Source organism: Psychrobacter sp. Choline-02u-9 (assembly GCF_002836505.1).
Lineage (GTDB): Bacteria > Pseudomonadota > Gammaproteobacteria > Pseudomonadales > Moraxellaceae > Psychrobacter.
Window position 1 is genome coordinate 175,748 of the sequence record NZ_PJBF01000058.1, and the last position, 17,825, is coordinate 193,572.

A 17,825-nucleotide genomic window follows, 5' to 3' on the forward strand; every position below is an offset into this window, starting at 1 on the left:
ATGACTAAACCCCGATTTCGGGGTTTTTTTATAACTGTTTGTCCCTTATATTAAGACAGTATTTAGATGAATTCATTTACAGAGGCCAGTCGTTGCTCTGTATAATTATAAGTTATCGTTATTCACTTTATACCAATTTTCAAAATACGATTAGCCTTGTCAAACATGTTCGGTCTACCATGCGTGGTACTTGCACTTGTTTTATTTGCTACTCTAGTTTTTGTGAATGGTATTAGATCGTTTGGATTGAAATTATGATGATCCGTTATGCTTCTTATTTTATCGCGGCGCTACTACCGCTATTGCTATTTCGTTGGTTTGCACCTGCGTCAATTGGTGAGATTGATTTTTGGTTACTATGGTTATTAGCCATGGTATTGGTTGCACTGCCAGTTGTCTACGCTGAAATAGCGTTGGCCTATCGCAGTGTCGAAGGACCTCTAGCGGGTATGCAAAAGCTCACTCGTGAAGCAGATGTCAGTCCAATATGGCGCAGCTTTGGTTGGTTAGCGGCATTAGTCTCTATTCTGATTGCAGCGTTGGTTATATCTGGCGCAAGTACGGGTATATTGTCTGCATTAACTGAGCTAAATAGCGTACCCGATGTGCCTAGCTTCGCAGTTGCTGCAGGCCTGATGGTCATTGCGTTACTCTTAAGCTTGCTGGGTGTTGCACCTTTACCTATTGGTTTGGGGTTGATGGTAATAGGGTTGTTGCTAGGGTTCGCAAACGGTGTGCCAAGTGCTGGTTTTGCCATGACGGATGTCAGTTTGACGGAATGGGCACGCGCAGTCGCGCTAGCATTAGTGAGTGTCGGTGCGGGTACAGGACTATACTGGTTCGGTCAGAACTTGGTGAGTAAGCAGACAGTCACAGCGGTAGAAGCCAACAATCAGCAACCAAAAAACAGAGTGGCTACTCGTGAGTACCGTGCAACCAAGTTAGTGTTACCGATTTGGGTATTGCAACTGCTGATAGGAGTAGTGGCTTTATTTACTAGTGGTATGTCGCTACCGCCAATTGGACAGCTGTTATATTGGGGTGGGGTGTTATTTGTAGCCAGTTACTTGCTACATTACAGCACGCAACAGTTAACGCATAAATTTGGATTATTAGTTAGTTTGATAATCACTTTTGCTGTAGCGTTATTACTAGTGGTTGCGATTCCGACAGCATGGTTAGTTGGTATCTTGGTTATTATTAGTAGCATTGCTGTACTATTATTATCAGTATTTGCGGGTTGGCAGATGAAAATCAGCCATTTACGTAAGTCACTGAATTTTAGCAATGAAGCAGTTTATAACTTGTGGCGAGTGGCTATACGTTTAGTCGTACCATTAGCATTGCTGCTAGCATTGATAGGTTGGGTGATGCAGTGGTTGAGCTAACGGTCAGAGGTCGTGACAGCAGTGTGCCACAGTCTACACAAGCTAACTTAATGACCGTATATCTGGCGTATGCTCAAGATGAGCAGCGCCAGCATTATCTAGCTTTGCAGGTTGGACAAGGTACTAGTTTGTATGCAGCATTGGCGCAAGCAGGGTGGCTTGAGAAATTTGCAGAACTGGCAGAGTGGTGTGAGCAAGTAATAGATATCACCACGCCAACTGCGAAACGTTGGCATGTGGGTATTTATGCACAGAAACAGCCATTAAGCTATTTGCTACAGCCTTTTGACCGTATCGAGGTATATCGCAGTTTAAGCGCTGATCCTATGTCTCAGCGCAAAAATAAATCTCGTAGCTAACCGTTAATTATATAAGCCAATAGGTTTCGCTAACTATGATGCTGGCAGACTCTCAATACCTTCGATGCGCGTGACCAAACCATTATCATCAAAATAAACAACTAAATGCTGGCTAGCGTTTTTGACATCTGCGATGCCTTTGCGGCTACCTTCAGTGCCTGCTTTGTAGTCATAGATATAATCCCAGCGTTTAGGCTCAAGCGTATCTCGAATCGCAGGGCTACCAAGAGTATAAAGAACTTGGTTTTGATTCATACCCACTTTTAGCTTTTGAGCTTGGGTTTGCGTAATCGCTGTGCCTTGTGGCAAATCAATCTTATAAACACTCAATAATGAGCAGCCAGACATAGCAATAGTAGCGCTAAGCATACTGGTGATAACGATCTTACGTAATGCGCTTGTGTGGCTTAACGGACGGAAATTTAATGTCTTTATCATGGTAAGATGACTCATAAGAAATGAATTAGGTGTGGTCAGCGTTAAGTCGTACCAGTCTGACCGACAATCTTGGACAAATGATACGTCATTTACTTGCAATTGCCTACCACTTACGACATTATTTACCAAACACAATCTGAATAGTTAGATTAATTATATTTTAAATTCATAGGCTTGCATCTCGATATTTAGAAAATAATAAGAGAGATGTCTGCATAAGTTTCATCAGTTTATTATTAATCATTTACTTTATATTAAATAAAAATAATCTTTGTTGATTATTTATCTCATATTTTCTATTTGTTAAGACTGTCACAGTCAAAAGGGATATTATGGCTTCTTTTACTAATCAAGATTTACGTAGAGCAGGACTCAAGGTCACGTTACCTCGTATCAAAATTTTAGAGCTATTAGAAAGCGCAGAGCTGCATCACATGAGTGCAGAAGAAGTGTATAAGGCACTTATCGAGCAAGGTGAAGATGTAGGTCTTGCTACTGTATATCGTGTCCTAACACAGTTTGAGCAAGCAGGTATTGTTGAGCGTCATAACTTCGAAAACAATCTATCTGTATTTGAGATTACCCAAGAAGAGCATCATGATCATCTAGTTTGTGATGTGTGTGGCAAGATTATAGAGTTTCATAATGAAGTCATCGAAGAAGAACAACTAAAAGTGGCAGAAAAACATGGCTTTAAACTGTCTGGGCATTCTCTCGTGCTATATGGCATTTGTGCGGATCAAGCCTGTAGAGATAGCGCGAAGTAATTATCTAGCGTATAAGTAGAAACGCTTATTTCTATCAGTACTACGATATCGAACAATAAAAAACCCTCGTTATTTATAACGAGGGTTTCTTTTTATATGTCTATTATGCGTAGAAAGCGCAATAATTTAGCTCACATCTAACGATAAACTATCAGCACCTTCATCTAAATTAGCCTTACCGTTTTTGCTACTGAGCTTAATTTTTAGGCGTAGATCGTTAGGGGAGTCGGCATGTAGAATCGCTTCTTTATACGTTATCTCTCCTTGTTCGTACAAATCAAAAAGTGCTTGATCAAAGGTTTGCATGCCACTGTCTCGTGAGCGTGTCATCACATCTTTGATTTCATGAACTTCCCCTTTACGGATATAGTCACTGATCAGCTGCGAATTTAGCAAAATTTCAATAGCAGCACGTCGACTTTTACCATCGGGTGTGGGGATAAGTTGCTGCGCGATAATAGCTTGCAAGTTCAACGACAAATCCATAAACAACTGGTTATGGCGATTGGTTTCAAAGAAGTGAATGATACGATCGATTGCTTGGTTAGCGTTGTTTGCGTGCAACGTTGCAAACACTAGATGGCCTGTTTCTGCGTACTGAATAGCATAACTCATGACTTCACGGTTACGAATTTCACCGATTAAGATGACATCGGGTGCTTGGCGTAACGTATTTTTTAGGCCTGCTTCAAATGAATGGGTGTCAATACCAACTTCACGTTGGGTAATAATACAGCCGCGATGTTTATGGACAAACTCAATAGGGTCTTCTATCGTAATAATATGACCATGAGAGTTTTGATTGCGATGTCCTATCATTGCTGCAAGGGTAGTAGATTTACCTGTACCCGTTGCGCCAACTAATAGAATAATACCGCGTTTTTTCATGGCCAATTCTTTTAGCGCTGGCGGTAAACGTAACTCTTCGACCGTTGGAATGTTGTTTTCAATTTTCCGTAAAATCATTCCTGCCATATCACGCTGTATAAATGCACTGACTCGAAAGCGTGCTTGCTGCGCTTCATCAGAGATGGCAAATTGACACTCGTTTGTTTCTTCAAACTCTTTTTGCTGGCTTGGCGTCATTACACCTTTGACCAATCTCATGGTTTGCTCAGCACTCAAAGGTGTTCTACCGACAGGTAAAATTTTTCCATTCACTTTTATGGAAGGTGCTACGTCAGCAGTAATAAAAAGGTCAGAGCCATTTTTGCTGATCATTAATTGTAATAGTTTATCAATGTCCATATCGCACCTGTAACAGATGTAAGTCAGTTAAAATCATATTTTAAATACGTGAGTAAAAAGTAAGAGAGTAATTACAGAGACCATAAGTTGTTTATTATTTTTAGTGGTATCTGTTAGTACTATCTATCAATACTATAAAAATGCCTCGGGTTGCTTGGCATAAGGACGTGCAACATCTTTACTAATGGTTCCCTTACTTACCAAGTTCTTTAACGTCTGATCAAGGGTGATCATGCCATCGCCTGCACCTGTTTGGATGGCAGAGTACATTTGAGCGATTTTGTTCTCACGTATCAAGTTACGGATAGCAGGGGTACCTATCATGATTTCATGGGCGGCTATACGTCCACCTGCTTGACGACGTAGCAATGTCTGTGAAATAACAGCTTGCAATGATTCTGACAACATAGCGCGGATCATGTCTTTTTCAGCAGCAGGGAATACATCAATAACACGGTCAATTGTCTTAGCCGCTGAGCTGGTATGCAAGGTACCGAACACTAAGTGACCGGTCTCTGCCGCTGTAAGTGCTAAGCGGATGGTCTCAAGGTCACGCAGCTCACCGACCAAAATAACATCAGGATCCTCACGTAGGGCAGAGCGCAATGCTGGCTCAAAACCCAAAGTATCACGGTGTACTTCACGCTGGTTGATCAAGCTTTTCTTAGATTGATGCACAAATTCAATCGGGTCTTCGATAGTTAAAATATGCTCTTTACGGCTTTCGTTAATATAGTCAATCATCGCCGCAAGTGTTGTCGATTTACCTGAGCCGGTTGGGCCCGTGACCAAAACCACACCACGCTTAAAGTCTGAAACGCGTCTAAAGACATCGCCCATACCTAAGTCTTCCATCGTTAATACTTTAGAAGGAATGGTACGAAATACAGCGCCTGCACCGCGGTTTTGATTAAAAGCGTTGACACGAAAACGTGCTAGATTAGGAATTTCAAAAGAAAAATCCGTTTCAAAAAACTCCTCAAAGTCAGCACGTTGCTTATCATTCATGATGTCATAAATAAGCTGATGCACGACCTGATGGGTCATCTCTGGCATATTGATACGGGTCATTTCACCATCAACACGTATCATTGCCGGCATACCCGCTGAAATATGTAAATCTGACGCCTTATGCTTAACGGTAAAGCGCAGTAAGTCTTCGATATTAAGATTGTTTTTTTCGGCCATAATTTAATATTCCTATCACTTAGTCTAGGTAAGACAAAACACTATAAAAGTACGTGGTAAACTATTTATCGATAGCCTTAGTATAATGAGAGATGATACGAAGCTCACCAGTACAGGTCTTTACCATCACTAGCATATTCAGCAGCATATGTTAAAGCATGTAACAATATCATAACAAGACTGTGAGTATTTAACCATCTACTAAATTAAGAAAAACCAGAACTGTATCGTTTTGAAATAATTTTCATAGAAGTTATTTCTAATTTACTTTTAAGAATCGGATAGTTATGTTTTTTATAATAAAAATTGCAGAAAAAAATTTCAAAAAATTAATCAAGCAATAAGGGCAAAATATGAAGGAAATGAATGGCAATATTGATGAAATGACACTGATCGATAATTGGCAGCAAGTTAGTAAACAGATGAAGCAAGCATGTAATCACGCTGACAGACAGGCTGACAATATTATGCTGTTAGCTGTTTCGAAAACGAAACCTGCTGACATGATCGCAACTTTAGCAAAGCAGGGACAGCGTGATTTTGGTGAAAACTATCTACAAGAAGCCATCGAAAAAATTACTAATCTTAAAGCTCAACCTGTAGGCAAGAGCATCGTTTGGCATTATATCGGTAGTATTCAACGTAATAAAACACGTGACATTGCAGAGCACTTTGATTGGGTGCAAACGGTTGAGCGCGATATCATCGCCAAACGATTGAATGACCAGCGACCAGCTGACCTGCCACCATTGAATGTGCTGATCCAATTAAATATCGATAACGAAGATAGCAAATCCGGATGTTTGCCAGCTCAGTTGCCAGAACTGATAACAGCGATCAAAGGGTACGAGCGCTTACAACTGCGAGGTTTGATGATTATTCCTGCTAAAGAGAATACGGAAGCCTTTGCTCGAACTAAGCAGTTGTTTGAAGAGGTCAAAGCCGATTGTCCAGAATTGAATAATTGGGATACGCTTAGTATGGGTATGAGTGGCGATATGGCAGAAGCGATAGAAAACGGCACAACGATGGTACGTGTCGGCACCGCTATCTTTGGTCAACGTGCTTAAAACGATATGAATAGGCTAGTTAAGCATTCTTTAACTGGCCAGTAAATTAAATGACATCTTCTAATTTGGTGACTAGCATCTGTGTGATTTTAAGATTATCAGTCGCAATAATCTCAAATCGATAATTGGCATACTCAATCGTGTCGGTCTTTTTAGGGATTTTTCGAAGCATATACATCATAAATCCACTGATAGTTTCGTAATTTTGACTGCATGGTAAGTCGACGATATCTAATGCACGAATCACATCTTCGATAGGAGTCATACCATCGATTAACCAGGAGTTGTCAGTACGCTGGACAATAGGCTGTTCCTCGAGCGTTACCAACTCACCCATCACAATGCTCATCACGTCTTTTAAGGTGATAACTCCAACGACTAGGGCATATTCATTCACGATGACTGCAAAATCAGCGCCAGTAGATTTAAACATCTCTAATACTTCAAACAAAGACAGCGTATCAGGTACGAAAAGTGCTGGTTTCAATAGAGCTTTGTTCGTTAAGCTAACTTCTTGTTGGTTCAAGACCAAAGCTAAAAAGCTACGAGATTCCACATAACCAACGATATGTTCTAAATCGTCATCATGGCAGACCAAGAACTTATTGTGTGGCTGCTCAATCATGATATTCACGACTTCTTCGGTACTTGTCTTGGTATCAAAATAAACGATATTTTCGCGAGGGTTCATTACTGAGGTGACGGTACGCTCCTGCATATCAAAGATGTTTTCTATCAAGTGATGCTCTTGCTTCTTTAATACACCTGCTTCAGCACCTGCATCCATCACTGCATAAATATCTTCTGGTGTCATATCATCTTGACGTATGGTTGAAATACCAAAAAGCTTAAACAGGATATTTGCGGCGCCATCGAACACCCATATAATGGGCTTTAGTATAAATATTAACAACATCATCGGGCGTACGAGCCGTACCGCTATCGTCTCAGCATTTGACATGGCCAAACGCCTAGGCATTAGGTCGGCAAGGAGTGAAAACAAACTCGTGATAAGTACAAATGATATAACCGATGCTATCGTTTCACTATTTAATAACTGCTCGAGATAAGGACTAATGGCCGACTCACCCACGGCACCAGCTGAAATAGCGACCGCATTTAGTACTATTTGTACGACGGTAATAAAACTTCCAGGATGCTCCTGCATATTAAGGACGTCAAGTGCGCGAACATCGCCTTCTTTTGCCATAATTTGGAGCTTGATTTTGCGTCCTGCGGCGATGGCAATCTCAGCAGCAGAGACAAAGGTGCTTAAGGCAAGCAGTAAAAGAAGAAAAACACTAGCGGTTAGCAAACTCATGACGTACTCGAAAAAGAAATAAAGATAATTAAGGCAAAATAGTTGATAAAACTGTGTGGAAAAGAATCGGGTTAGGTATAAAATTTCTGGTGGATAAAAACCAAAAAAGCTGGGAAAGCACCCAGCTAATAGTAAAAAATTCGATATCTTTTAAAACTGGCTAACTAGTACCTCTCAACTTATAGATAGTAAGAGTTGAGAGGTATGTAGTAATTAACCTTTAATTGACCACTTATTGACCAATGGATAACGGCGTTCACGTCCAAAAGCTTTGTGGCTAATCTTAGTACCGATAGGAGATTGCAAGCGTTTGTATTCGCTGTTGTCTACCATTTTGATGACTTTGGCGACCATCTCAGCATCGAAGCCTTTATCAATAATTTCTTGATAGCCCATATCTTCATCGATATATGACGTCAAAATACCATCTAACACATCGTAGTCCGGCAAGCTGTCTTGATCTTTTTGATCTGGACGTAATTCAGCTGATGGCGGACGAGTAATAACGCGCTCAGGAATAACCGGCGTATCCTCTAAACGGTTACGATAGCTCGCCAATTTATAAACTTGAGACTTATATACGTCTTTTAGTACGTCAAAGCCACCAGCCATGTCGCCATATAGTGTCGAGTAACCTACTGCCAATTCTGACTTGTTACCAGTCGTGATAACCAAATGACCGAATTTATTGGACAAGGCCATCAAAATAACACCGCGAGCGCGCGCTTGGATATTTTCTTCGGTAGTGTCCGCTGGCGACTTATTGAATAACGGCGCTAGCGTATGACGGATGCCTTCGACAGCGTCAAAAATAGGGCAGACGGTGTAAGAAACATTTAAGCGACGTGCTTGGGCTTGAGCATCTTCTAGACTGATTTGAGAAGTGTATTCGTATGGCATCATGACTGCATATACCTTGTCAGCGCCCAGAGCATCAACAGCGATACAGAGCGTCAATGCTGAGTCAATACCACCTGACAACCCGACAATAATGCCAGAGAATCCTGAATGGTTGACATAGTCGCGTAGACCGACGACTAACGCCTGATACATTTCAGATTCACGGCTCAAGGTTAGAGGCGCTTTGGTCTGCTCGTTGAACTTCGCAGTTTTTACATCTAACGTAGCCAGTAGCAACTGGTTCATAAAGCGCGGCGCTTCATGAGCAATGCTGCCGTCAGCTTGTACAGCCATAGAGCCACCATCAAACACTAGATCGTCTTGCCCGCCCACTGCGTTGACATAGACGATAGGTAGCTTGTTTTCACGGCTACGCTTGGCTAGCATGGTTTTGCGATTGTCTTGCTTTTCAATCTCAAAAGGTGACGCGTTTAAGCTTACGATTAAATCAGCACCCTGTTTTTTAAGCTCAGAGATAGGACCTTTTTCCCACAAGTCTTCACAGATAAGCAGACCAATGGTAATGCCTTTATAGTCAAATAAAACTTGATTGCGACCTTTATCAAAATAGCGACGCTCATCAAACACGCCATAATTTGGCAAAATTTGCTTATGGTAAAAGCCTTTTTGATGACCATTATGTAGGATGGCAGCAGAGTTAAAAGTACCGTGATGGTCGACATGCGGATAGCCGACGATCATGACGATATCATCAATATCACTCAAAGTAGACAAAGCGCTTTTGACGCGACCTGATAAGCTTGGGCGTAGCAATAAATCTTGTGGAGGGTAGCCTAGTAGCGCTAACTCTGGGAATACGATTACGTCAGCACCCTGTTCGCGTGCTTGTAATGCTAGGGTACGCATTTTTTCGACGTTGGTTGAGATATCGCCGACCAAAAAATGTGATTGAGCTAAGGCAAAAGTGACAGTATCTTGTGGTTTATTGGTCTTACTGGCTTCGTTTGAGGTGTTAGAGTTGGGGTTATCAGTGTCTTTTGACATTGTTATTGTTCCTATCGATATATTATTAAAATTTGGTGTGTCTGCATTGATTTCAAATAAAATCAAAGTAAATCCGAAATTAACTCAAAACTGCGCTCTGGCATACCAAGCTCAAATATTGAGCTGATATGCTGAGTCTAAATCTTATATAAGCCTTTATAAAAGACTTATGATTTTGCTCAAGTAACTCACTCTAAGTGATGGCGACACCCTAAAATGAGAACTTATGATAGTCTAAAAGAAGACGGTATAAGCGGGTATTGAAATCTGGCTCAGAGGATTCGATGTCTGTACGATGATGTAAATAAACATGTGCAAATAAACTTAACTACACTGAAAAGCTTAAAATAATTGCTTTAGTATAACATCAATTGTCGCGACAAATAGAACGCACCAGTGGATTCCCTTATAAGATAACAGTTTAAAAGCTGTACATAAAAGCAGTTTTCGATACATCATTTTTACACACTAAATTCAAGCATTATGCGCTAGTCATTATCGTCGTCATCTAGTAAGCTTGCATAGACAAAGTTGTAAGTAAAGATTACAACAACGCGTTATATAATTCACACGCTTTATTGCATAATAAAGCGTGCTAACTGCATTTTTATTGTGTTGTCTATGATAATGAATGGCTGTGAATTTGTAGTATGGAACTGGACATAGTCATACTATTTAACTGTTATATTACTTAATCTTCATGTGAATTTATAAGTCTGTAGCAATATAAGTCCGACGCAATGCTTTTTTGTACGACTCGCAACTCTCGCTAATGGATATGGCTTACAGACAGTGTCTAAAAGCTAATATTCATCACACATTTATAAACTCGCCAGCAAAATTATCTTTTGCTGTCCGCTTTTGGTTTATACGCTATGATTGAAAACTGGACAAAAGAATTTATTATTCAGCGCTTATTGGCAATTACGTTGCTAGTGGTGCTGTTCGTATTGTGTTTTCAAGTGGTGCAGTTTTTTATTGTACCAGCGCTGTGGGCAGCGATTTTGGCCTATGTGACCTTTCCTATTTATAATTTCTTTCATGAAAAGGTAAAGCTAAGCCCAGACTTTAGCGCCGCTATTATGACGGTGAGTATTTCACTGATAATTGGTGTGCCAGTGGTTATCGGTGTGTTTATCTTGCAGCAAGAAGCTTTAAGTTTAATCAGTAATTTGATTTACCGTATCAAGGTAGGTTACTTAGATGTGCCTGACTCCCTCAAAGATTTACCTATCATCGGTCAGCAAGTCAAAGACGTACTGTGGCGTATTAACAAAAACCCAGAAGGGACGCTAGAAGCTTTTCGCATTTGGGTTCAGTCGCATTTATATTACGGCAAAATAGCATTTGATGTGGTGTTCAGTAGTTTGGCCAAACTCGGTATGGCGTTAATGACGCTTTTCTTCTTTTACCGAGATGGCACCAGTCTGGTTCGCCAGATTCGTCAAGCGCTGCGTAACATCATCGGCAATCGTATCGACGGTTACATCGATTCTGTGGGTACAACTACGCGCGCTGTGGTATACGGCATCGGGCTGACGGCATTGGCTCAGGCATTATTGGCTGGTATCGGCTATTACTTCGCTGGTGCACCAAGTCCTATTTTATTGACCATTGTTACTTTTATTATTGCCTTGATTCCGTTTGGCACGCCATTCGTTTGGGGCGGGGTATCGATTTGGCTGTTGAGCCAAGGACATACTGCAGAGGGTATTGGATTGGCACTATGGGGTGTACTGGTAATTAGCTGGGTGGATAATTTGATTCGTCCTATCGTCATTAGCGGCGCGACCAAAATCCCTTTTATCATTATTTTTATTGGTGTATTAGGTGGTCTAACAGCGTTTGGTTTTGTTGGTTTGTTTATTGGGCCTGTCGTATTGGCTATCGGGCTTGCAGTATGGCGCGAGTGGATATCGCAGCATAAGAATGAGATATTTGCTCAGCAAGAGGTGATGCTTTCTGACTCTCGTGCGATAGATCCTGTGCACGAACCAGAATAATGAGTCATTAGGGCGTGTCTTCAATTCACCCGATGGCCATCTAAATGGCCTAAAAATGGCTAAATTTTGCCAAACATCGTCAAATAGCTATTTAATATCCTGATATTATCTACGCTATTTTTCTTGTTTGACGGCAATTTATCTTATTTTTATCTCCATTTTTGAAATGAAGACACGCCCTAGAAAATACGATGTAAAAAATTATCGATAGAGATGATGAATAATGACAAATGAGAATATGGCAGATTCGACGAATAATAAGACCGATAAATTAAGTACAATTAAAAATATCACTATTTTAGCGGATAGCAACATCGCCAGTCTGAATGATTTTTTTAATGATGCTATGCTTGGTCAGCTGACTGAGCATACGGTTGAGATTATTACTGTCGCTGGTCGAGATATTGATGCAGCGCTACTTACCGAAGTACAGCCAGATGTGCTGCTGATACGCTCTGTGACGAAAGTAAATGAAGCGCTATTGGCTGACAATAACAGCGTGCAGTTTGTTGGGTCTGCGACTATTGGTACCGACCATGTAGATCAAGATTATCTAGCGTCTCGCAATATCACTTTTGCCAATGCGGCTGGTTGTAGCAAGCATTCTGTGGCTCAGTATGTGTTGACGGCTGTTTTTACTTTGTGTCCGCAGTATTGGCAGCAGTCGGCGTCATTAACCTTAGGTATCATTGGCCTTGGCAATATCGGCAGTACACTTGCTCAATATGCCTATGATCTGGGTTGGCAGGTGCTAGGTTATGATCCCCTGTTGCCAGCCTCTAAAACTAACAATGCTAGCTTGGAGCAGGTACTTAGCCAAAGTGACGTAGTTAGTCTGCATGTGCCTTTGACTAATGAGAAGAATGCGACGAATCCTAAAGGTAGTGATTACCCAACACGTCATCTGATTAATGCAGCTGCATTGGCAATGATGCCTGCGGATACGATATTGATTAATAGTGCGCGCGGGCCTGTGATTGAGGAAAGCGCGCTTGAAGCAGATATTGAGTGTACTGGACGACAAGTGGTGCTAGATGTGTTTGAGCATGAGCCAGAAGTCGCAGTAAGCTTATTATCCAAACTCGCTATTGCCACACCGCATATCGCTGGCTATACACTAGAAGGTAAGCTACGTGGCACACAAATGATTTATGATGCCTTGTGTGAAAAATTAGCGATACCTCCAGCTCAATCTATGTCCAATCTGCTACCGCTAAATATGTTCTTATGGTCTGAATTAAAATCATATCCAGACAGACTGCCAAAGTTTTATGACATCATGCAAGATGATACCTCGTTACGAAATAAAGCAGTTGATGGGCAAGTAAGTGGTGCTGACTTCGACGGTCTGAGACGTGATTATAACTTGCGCCGTGAGTGGCAGTTTTAATTAAACAAGATACTGAGCAACCAATTATTCATCAGTCGCAGTAGAGCCCAATGACTCAAGCAAATAACATTTCTTCGCAGCCTATTACTTCTCAGCCTAGCTACGCGCCAACCATGACACTTACGATGGCACAACAGCGCGCGCAATTCGTCAGCAATATTCGTCAGTTTTTTACCAGTCGACAAGTGCTGGAAGTGCAAACACCGCTATTATCCCAAGCAGGCAACACAGACACTTTTTTGCAGTCTGTAGCAGCTCATGTGACCTATCAAGACCGTCCGCGCACTTATTATCTGCATACCTCGCCTGAGTTTGCAATGAAGCGTTTATTAGCCAGCTGGCAAGTACCTATTTATCAGATTTGTCCTGTCTTTCGTGATAATGAAATAGGTACGCGTCATAATATTGAATTTACGATGCTTGAATGGTATCAACCGAATTATAGTCTGGACGAGATAGCAACTGAACTTAATGAGTTGTTAGAAGCGCTTTATGGTCATTCTGTTGTGATGAGTCATTATCGCTATGTCGATGCCTTTATGGACTTCGTGGGTATACATCCATTGACAGCGAGTTTAACTGCATTGCAAGCCGTGGCAGAAGATATGGGTTTGACAGGATTTAATTTTAATAATACTGATGATAGCGAAGAAAATCGTCGCCAGAGCTGGTTAGATTTGTTATTCAGTCACGTCGTAGAGCCAAACCTAGGTCATGATTTGCCGACATTGATTATAGAGTATCCACCTGCGACCGCTGCGTTAGCGAAAACCGCTATGGATAAAGACGGTAATAAAATTGCAAAACGTTTTGAGCTGTATATTAATGGCGTTGAGATCGCCAATGCTTATGATGAATTAGCAGATGGTCAAGCACTGCGCGACCGTTTTGCACAAGACAATCAATTACGTGCGCGTCATAACCTACCTCAAATGCCAATTGATGAGCATCTATTAGCCGCATCCAATGATTTGATGCCATGTAGCGGTATCGCAGTTGGTATGGATAGATTGCTAATGGTTTTAACAGGTGCAAGCAGCTTAGAAGAAGTCATCCCTTTTCCCAGTGGGCAAGCATGATTGAAAGAGCTTTTTTCGATTAGTTGTAATCTAAATATATAATAAAAAGGTCGTTGCCGATTTACCAATTAGATATTGGCGAATCGATAACGACCTTTTGTATTGGCTGCTTCTAAAATCTAGCATCCACAACCAATTTTGCTAATACTAAATTTATTTATACCGTAGCAACTGCTTCATTGATATCGATATCACCATTATGTAGATTGAATACCTTACCTATGGTGTTATCCGCTGTGAGTACAGCAGCCAATGTTGTCGCTACATCTTCGATGGCATTCTCACCAGAGCTGGTATCATTAATAGTAATTTTACCAGTACCTGCGCGTTCTTTTAGTGCGCCTGGCTGTACAATAGTGTAATCCAGCGAGCTGTTATTCACTAACCAGTGATCTGCGTAGTGTTTAGAGATGTAGTATTCTTTTAGGTCCGAAATACCTGGGTTTTCATCCCATTTGTCAGTTTCTAATGAAAAGACTGAGCTCAGCATAATATAACGTTTAATGCCTTTATCTTGTGCAGCCTGCATCGTTTTTACAGCACCATGCAAGTCAACTTCTAAGACGTTTTTACCACCAGATCCTGCAACAAAGTAAATAGCCTCAATATCCTGATCCAATTGTTTATCAATAGAGTCTTTACTTGCTGTAATGTCTAAATCTAGCTGGGTATAATTGTCATTATCAAATAACTTTTCTTTCTGACGAGTCGTGCCAATAACTTGATGATCATCAGCCAATAACTGCTTAACCAAATCACCGCCCACTCGACCACTTGCACCAACGACTAAAATTTTCATAATCATTCCTATTCTTATTTAAATGCTATTTTTTGAATTATTCAGTAAGTTTATTTATCTTAAAAACTGAATATAGAGTAACAAAGATAGGTAGCACGCTTCGTTATAAAGCGTGCTGATTGAATAGTGTTTGGTTATAGAGTGTATACAGTTTGCAAGGAAGCAAACGTTGGCTAAATAATGTTACTTAATAGAAGACAGGATGGGTAGGCGTCAGATAGAACGATAAAAGGCATTAACGAACCAAGCGATTGAGACCGTCGGCAAAGGCTTTTTTATCCCGATCGCCGTAAGGTTTTTGACCGCTCATTTCTTGCAATTCTAGGACGCCAGTACCGCGCATGGTATCCATAAAGTCGCGCATATTGAGCTTTTGCTTGATGTTGTTTTTGTCGTAGACCACGCCGCGCGTTGTCAGTACCATACCACCTTTATCCAAAATATCATTGGCTAAGGGGATATCGCTAGTGATAGCCAAGTCACCAGCCTGTATCTGCTCAACGATATAATCATCAGCTTTGTCGAATCCTGACGGTACGACAGTCATAACAAGTAGAGGCGACTTGCGTAGCTTAATCGGCTGATTGGCCACAAATATGGCCATGGTCTTGGTACGTTCAGCCGTTTTAATAATCAAATCTTTGGCAGTCAATGGTACCGAGTCTGCGTCCACCCAAATCTGCATTATTTCTTGGCCTTCTCAGATTTTAATGGAGTAGTAGTCAGGCTGTCTGCTTGACTGTCTTTAGTGTCTAGATTATCAACTGTGGCATCGTTTTGAACACTGTTCTGAGTACTGTTCTTAGCATTATTCTTAGCATCGACGTCTGCTTTACTAGGCTGAGTATCCACGCTTGCATATTCTTTATCTAGACCAACCTTGTTTGGCAAGATAGCAACCAATTTTGCCATAGCAGGCTCTAAATCAGTCACGTCGTTAGGCATTAAGGTGATATGAGCAATCTTGCGATCGTCACGCTCAGCCTTATGATAGCTATGGTAATGAGCGCCATCGATGTTTAGTACTGCACTAATATCAGGATATTGACCCAGCACATTTACCATAATCGCAGGATGCACGTTATCTGTATCGCCTAATGGCAAGTTGACCACGGCACGGATATGATTCTCAAACTGACTGGTAATAGCGCCTTCGATACTCCAGTGTCCAGAGTTGTGTACCCGTGGTGCGATCTCATTCGCCAGTATCGCGTTGTGACCGCGAGCATCTTTGGTGACGAATAATTCAAGCGCCATAACGCCAACATAATCCAAATGGTTCATGATTTTGGTGATAGCGTCTGTTGCTTGTTGAAACAGGTGACTCGTGCCAACAGCAGGTGCTTGAGTCTTGGCTAGTATACCGTTGTGATGATGGTTTTCGACCAAATCGTAACAGCGTACCTGACCATTTTGTGCTCTTGCTGCAATGATAGAGACTTCACGACTAAAGTTAATAAAACCTTCAGCAATTAACGGCGCAGGTGTTGGCGTAAGTGAGCCTTTACCACTGACAGCGTCCTTTAAATCTAGCCAAGCAGCTTTAATATCACTGTCTTGCTTGATAACGAACTGACCTTTGCCATCGTAACCACCTCGGCTGGTTTTTAGAACGATAGGCAGTCCTAACTCTTTACAAGCGTGCTTGAGCTCAGCTTCAGAATTTACTTCCATAAATGGCACGGTTGCGATATCAAGTGTGTTGAACATCTGTTTTTCTTTTAGACGATCTTGAGCGATATCAAGCGCAATCAGCGGTGGGAACATGCCTTGCTTGCTGCCAGACTTTGACAAGCTAACCAGCTGCTCGACTGTAGATGTTGGCGTGTTTTCAAACTCTAACGTAAAGACATCCGCTGCTGCGATAAAGTCTTCTAATTGATCGCTATGAAAGACACGACCGTATAAGCTGGCAGGGCATTCTGGATTGTCTTCTAAGAATACACATTGGTAACCCAGTGGCATGGCGGCTTCGGCAAGCATCATACCAAGCTGACCACCGCCTAAAATACCGATGGTACGAATGGTTTGGGTAACAGGATAAGCGTTTGCTGTAGTCATGGCAGGCTCTTTGAATAAAAGTGAATAAGGTGTTTGGGCTATTAAAATCTAAAATTCAATGGGTGAAAATAGGAAAAGGTGCACTGTATGCACCTTATCTCTACTCGAAATTGCTTAAAAATATACAGTGATAGCTTCAATCGTTAAGCTATAAATATAAAAGACGCTGCTATAAAAGCCGATCGACTTATATCTACCTAAGGATTGATAATACCTGGTGTTGGGCTAGCAAGAATAGTCTCAGTCTGAGACTGGCGCATTTGATCAAGCTTGGTAGCGATCGTATCATCATGCAATGCCAATACTTGAATTGCAAGTAGAGCAGCATTATAAGCACCAGCAGTACCAATCGCCAAAGTACCAACAGCGACGCCTTTTGGCATTTGTACGATAGACAGTAGACTATCCCAACCGCTCAACATAGATGACTTTACAGGGACACCAAAGACAGGTAGCGGCGTTTGACTGGCACACATACCTGGGAGATGAGCGGCACCGCCTGCACCAGCAATGATCACTTGTAGACCGTTGTCTTTTGCACTTTTGGCGTAATCAAATAGTCTATCAGGTGTACGGTGGGCAGAAACCACTTCACACTCAAAGGCAATATCAAAGTCTGCTAGCAATTGTGCCGCGGCACTCATGGTCGCCCAATCAGATTGCGAACCCATGATAATGCCGACTTTTGGCTGACCAGCAGGAGAGGTAATTGGACCGTTCTGGTTAGCAGCAGTATTCGTGGTGCTCATGATTGGATATCCTCAAAAAGACCATCATACAAAAATTTTGCTACACTCGTAAAGCCAAGT

Annotated in this window: 16 protein-coding genes; 7 read left to right on the plus strand and 9 right to left on the minus strand. The window is 41.5% G+C overall.

Annotated features, from left to right (window positions below):
- Nucleotides 1-254: 254 nt before the first annotated feature.
- Together CXF69_RS10875 and CXF69_RS10880 are read left to right on the plus strand one after the other, a co-directional pair.
- A complete protein-coding gene (locus tag CXF69_RS10875) occupies nucleotides 255-1,388 on the plus strand; it encodes a hypothetical protein (protein ID WP_102078085.1) in 1,134 nt (377 codons plus the stop codon).
- Nucleotides 1,376-1,747 (plus strand): RnfH family protein, encoded by a 372-nt coding sequence (locus CXF69_RS10880; RefSeq protein ID WP_228706778.1) that lies wholly within the window; start codon nucleotides 1,376-1,378, stop codon nucleotides 1,745-1,747. The genes CXF69_RS10875 and CXF69_RS10880 overlap by 13 nt, the downstream gene beginning before the upstream one ends.
- 33 nt (nucleotides 1,748-1,780) lie before the next feature.
- Here CXF69_RS10880 and CXF69_RS10885 read toward each other — a convergent pair whose 3' ends face one another.
- Nucleotides 1,781-2,200: an outer membrane protein assembly factor BamE gene (locus CXF69_RS10885; protein ID WP_102078086.1), complete on the minus strand. Its 420-nt coding sequence runs from the start codon at nucleotides 2,198-2,200 to the stop codon at nucleotides 1,781-1,783.
- 317 nt (nucleotides 2,201-2,517) lie between these two features.
- Between CXF69_RS10885 and fur the strand changes: the two genes are divergently transcribed.
- Entirely contained in the window at nucleotides 2,518-2,952 is a 435-nt protein-coding gene (gene fur / locus CXF69_RS10890) for a ferric iron uptake transcriptional regulator (RefSeq protein ID WP_057758249.1), read from the plus strand.
- A 126-nt stretch (nucleotides 2,953-3,078) separates the two neighbouring features.
- Here fur and CXF69_RS10895 read toward each other — a convergent pair whose 3' ends face one another.
- On the minus strand, nucleotides 3,079-4,200 hold the full coding sequence (locus tag CXF69_RS10895; protein ID WP_102078087.1) for a PilT/PilU family type 4a pilus ATPase: 1,122 nt from the start codon (nucleotides 4,198-4,200) through the stop codon (nucleotides 3,079-3,081).
- 132 nt (nucleotides 4,201-4,332) lie between these two features.
- Nucleotides 4,333-5,388 carry a type IV pilus twitching motility protein PilT gene (locus CXF69_RS10900; protein WP_057758253.1) on the minus strand — a complete coding sequence of 352 codons (1,056 nt, stop codon included), beginning with the start codon at nucleotides 5,386-5,388 and terminating at the stop codon, nucleotides 4,333-4,335.
- Nucleotides 5,389-5,741: 353 nt separating this feature from the next.
- Here CXF69_RS10900 and CXF69_RS10905 point away from each other — a divergent pair, with 353 nt between their 5' ends.
- Nucleotides 5,742-6,458 (plus strand): YggS family pyridoxal phosphate-dependent enzyme, encoded by a 717-nt coding sequence (locus CXF69_RS10905; protein WP_219621250.1) that lies wholly within the window; start codon nucleotides 5,742-5,744, stop codon nucleotides 6,456-6,458.
- Nucleotides 6,459-6,504: 46 nt separating this feature from the next.
- On the opposite strand, the gene CXF69_RS10910 is transcribed toward CXF69_RS10905, so the two are convergent.
- Nucleotides 6,505-7,779, minus strand: coding sequence for a polyamine export protein PaeA (locus tag CXF69_RS10910; RefSeq protein ID WP_102078088.1), 1,275 nt, complete (start codon nucleotides 7,777-7,779; stop codon nucleotides 6,505-6,507).
- A gap of 213 nt (nucleotides 7,780-7,992) precedes the next feature.
- Nucleotides 7,993-9,684, minus strand: coding sequence for an NAD+ synthase (locus tag CXF69_RS10915; RefSeq protein WP_102078089.1), 1,692 nt, complete (start codon nucleotides 9,682-9,684; stop codon nucleotides 7,993-7,995).
- Between the two features lie 875 nt (nucleotides 9,685-10,559).
- On the opposite strand from CXF69_RS10915, the gene CXF69_RS10920 reads away from it, so the two are divergent.
- From CXF69_RS10920 to epmA, 3 genes are all read left to right on the plus strand, one after another.
- Nucleotides 10,560-11,687: an AI-2E family transporter gene (locus tag CXF69_RS10920; RefSeq protein ID WP_102078090.1), complete on the plus strand. Its 1,128-nt coding sequence runs from the start codon at nucleotides 10,560-10,562 to the stop codon at nucleotides 11,685-11,687.
- A gap of 280 nt (nucleotides 11,688-11,967) precedes the next feature.
- A complete protein-coding gene (locus CXF69_RS10925) occupies nucleotides 11,968-13,077 on the plus strand; it encodes a 4-phosphoerythronate dehydrogenase (protein WP_102078118.1) in 1,110 nt (369 codons plus the stop codon).
- A gap of 50 nt (nucleotides 13,078-13,127) precedes the next feature.
- Nucleotides 13,128-14,156 carry an EF-P lysine aminoacylase EpmA gene (epmA, locus tag CXF69_RS10930; RefSeq protein WP_102078091.1) on the plus strand — a complete coding sequence of 343 codons (1,029 nt, stop codon included), beginning with the start codon at nucleotides 13,128-13,130 and terminating at the stop codon, nucleotides 14,154-14,156.
- A 157-nt stretch (nucleotides 14,157-14,313) separates the two neighbouring features.
- Here epmA and CXF69_RS10935 read toward each other — a convergent pair whose 3' ends face one another.
- The 4 genes from CXF69_RS10935 to purE form a co-directional block, all read right to left on the minus strand.
- Nucleotides 14,314-14,955, minus strand: coding sequence for an NAD(P)H-binding protein (locus CXF69_RS10935; RefSeq protein ID WP_102078092.1), 642 nt, complete (start codon nucleotides 14,953-14,955; stop codon nucleotides 14,314-14,316).
- 235 nt (nucleotides 14,956-15,190) lie between these two features.
- A complete protein-coding gene (locus CXF69_RS10940) occupies nucleotides 15,191-15,640 on the minus strand; it encodes a YaiI/YqxD family protein (RefSeq protein ID WP_102078093.1) in 450 nt (149 codons plus the stop codon).
- Nucleotides 15,640-17,016, minus strand: a complete 1,377-nt coding sequence (locus CXF69_RS10945) for a 5-(carboxyamino)imidazole ribonucleotide synthase (RefSeq protein WP_102078094.1) — start codon at nucleotides 17,014-17,016, stop codon at nucleotides 15,640-15,642. The genes CXF69_RS10940 and CXF69_RS10945 overlap by 1 nt, the downstream gene beginning before the upstream one ends.
- Before the next feature lie 197 nt (nucleotides 17,017-17,213).
- Nucleotides 17,214-17,765, minus strand: coding sequence for a 5-(carboxyamino)imidazole ribonucleotide mutase (purE, locus tag CXF69_RS10950; protein ID WP_102078095.1), 552 nt, complete (start codon nucleotides 17,763-17,765; stop codon nucleotides 17,214-17,216).
- Between the last annotated feature and the right edge of the window lie 60 nt (nucleotides 17,766-17,825).